Annotated in this window: 1 protein-coding gene and 2 pseudogenes; 1 reads left to right on the forward strand and 2 read right to left on the reverse strand. The window is 48.4% G+C overall.

The window, feature by feature from the left end; translation table 11 throughout:
* A pseudogene (locus OGV38_RS09220) lies at positions 1-441 on the forward strand (IS1-like element IS1B family transposase); the annotation flags it as partial.
* Between the two features lie 30 nt (positions 442-471).
* Here the strand turns inward: OGV38_RS09220 and OGV38_RS09225 are convergent.
* Together OGV38_RS09225 and OGV38_RS09230 are read right to left on the reverse strand one after the other, a co-directional pair.
* Positions 472-1,701: an EAL and HDOD domain-containing protein gene (locus OGV38_RS09225; protein WP_142710246.1), complete on the reverse strand. Its 1,230-nt coding sequence runs from the start codon at positions 1,699-1,701 to the stop codon at positions 472-474.
* Between the two features lie 219 nt (positions 1,702-1,920).
* Positions 1,921-2,361, reverse strand: a pseudogene (locus OGV38_RS09230) (IS1-like element IS1B family transposase); the annotation flags it as partial.

Genomic DNA, 2,361 nt, shown 5'->3' on the forward strand with positions numbered 1-2,361 from the left:
CTCAGGCCGCAGTCGGTAACCTCGCGCATACAGCCGGGCAGTGACGTCATCGTCTGCGCGGAAATGGACGAACAGTGGGGATACGTCGGGGCTAAATCGCGCCAGCGCTGGCTGTTTTACGCGTATGACAGGCTCCGGAAGACGGTTGTTGCGCACGTATTCGGTGAACGCACTATGGCGACGCTGGGGCGTCTTATGAGCCTGCTGTCACCCTTTGACGTGGTGATATGGATGACGGATGGCTGGCCGCTGTATGAATCCCGCCTGAAGGGAAAGCTGCACGTAATCAGCAAGCGATATACGCAGCGAATTGAGCGGCATAACCTGAATCTGAGGCAGCACCTGGCACGGCTGGGACGGAAGTCGCTGTCGTTCTCAAAATCGGTGGAGCTGCATGACAAAGTCATCGGGCATTATCTGAACATAAAACACTATCAATAAGTTGGAGTCATTACCTTGTGATAAATATCCTTAACAGACGGCGAGCTCGTCCGCCCATTTTGTTGCGGCCTGCATGGTTTCTATAACAGTGAACTCGCTGATATTGAGGGTATTACATATTTTCGCGGTTTCCTCCCAGTTAAGTTTCTCATAACATAACGACAGGGTCAGTATGTCAAAAAGTTCACCTTTATGTTCACAAAGCGCGGCAGTTACGTTTTGCGGGATTGAAATCTGTTTAATTAAATCGTCCATGGGGAGTTCAAGAATGACATCCAACAATGAAAACAGACCGCATATAAATGCGTTATAGGATAATGAAACATTATTTATTTTTCCGGCAATTAATTCGCAGAATTTTCCGCGAACCATGCTCAGATGATAAAGTTCACTGATGCCGGAACGCCCCATATTTGAAAGGGCGGCCACCGCAACAAACCGCCGGAGTTCGTTGCCCCCCAGATACATCAGCATTTCTTTCAGGGTAAGATTGTCCGCCTGAATTATGCCATGTGATTTAAACAGCATGTTTCTGACGTAGCGCATGATTTTATATGACAGCGTCAGATCGGTTTTAAGCAGACGTTCGACCGCGGCAAAGTCCGGGTTTTCCCTGTTCACCTCCATCATCAGCCTGGAGAGTGGCAGGGGGTTCTGGGAAAGGCATTTATTTCTGAGGATTTCCGGGCGACTGAAGAAAAATCCCTGGAAAAGCGCGAAACCCGCCCGGCTGTAAAGCTCAAACTCGTCCCTTGTTTCCACTTTTTCAGCAAGGAATTTTATGCCCTGCAGAAGCTGACTTTTTCTGTGGATATATTGCCGGATATCTTCATAGTCATTGTCTCTGACATCAAATTTGATGACAGAAATATACTGCATAAAGCGGTCCCATTCATCATCCATCGTGAAATCATCGAGCGCAAGCTGGTAACCCCTGTCGTGCATATCCTTTACGGCACAGAAAAGCGCATCATCCGGGACTGCATTTTCCAGAATTTCGATGACCACTTTTTCATTCGGCAGCGTATCGCCCAGTCCGTTAATGATCATCTGGTGCGGCACATTAATAAAAGAACTGTGATTGTTGGCTATACGGGGAACAGGGATGCATAAAAACTGGTCAGAAATAATTCTGGACGTGGCGTATTCTGGTGAAACATCGGGAAAGGCATTGTTCATTCCGTCCCTGAAAAGCAGCTCATAAGCGACGGTCTGCATTTTTGTGTCAAAAATAGGCTGGCGTGCGATAAATGAATACATATTCCCGGTCCCCAGGTCAGCGTTATAATTTTTAGAAATGTAACCTTTCCATGCTTATAACACGCACTACGGGCAATAAATTTGATCCGGAGCAAAACTCAAATCATAAAAGAATCGGGATGATGCGACATCACCATTCCCGGCCAACAGAATTGTTCACTGATTTATTCCTTCCCTGCAATTTAATTTTCGGGGTAAATTTCAGGTAATGACTCCAACTTATTGATAGTGTTTTATGTTCAGATAATGCCCGATGACTTTGTCATGCAGCTCCACCGATTTTGAGAACGACAGCGACTTCCGTCCCAGCCGTGCCAGGTGCTGCCTCAGATTCAGGTTATGCCGCTCAATTCGCTGCGTATATCGCTTGCTGATTACGTGCAGCTTTCCCTTCAGGCGGGATTCATACAGCGGCCAGCCATCCGTCATCCATATCACCACGTCAAAGGGTGACAGCAGGCTCATAAGACGCCCCAGCGTCGCCATAGTGCGTTCACCGAATACGTGCGCAACAACCGTCTTCCGGAGCCTGTCATACGCGTAAAACAGCCAGCGCTGGCGCGATTTAGCCCCGACGTATCCCCACTGTTCGTCCATTTCCGCGCAGACGATGACGTCACTGCCCGGCTGTATGCGCGAGGTTACCGACTGCGGCCTGAG

The sequence above is a fragment of the Citrobacter sp. Cb080 genome (assembly GCF_030334745.1).
Lineage (GTDB): Bacteria > Pseudomonadota > Gammaproteobacteria > Enterobacterales > Enterobacteriaceae > Citrobacter > Citrobacter braakii.

Coding starts and splice junctions, on each gene's coding strand:
- OGV38_RS09225 (WP_142710246.1), bottom strand. CDS start 1,701: ATGTATTCATTTATCGCACGCCAGCCTATTTTTGACACAAAAATGCAG.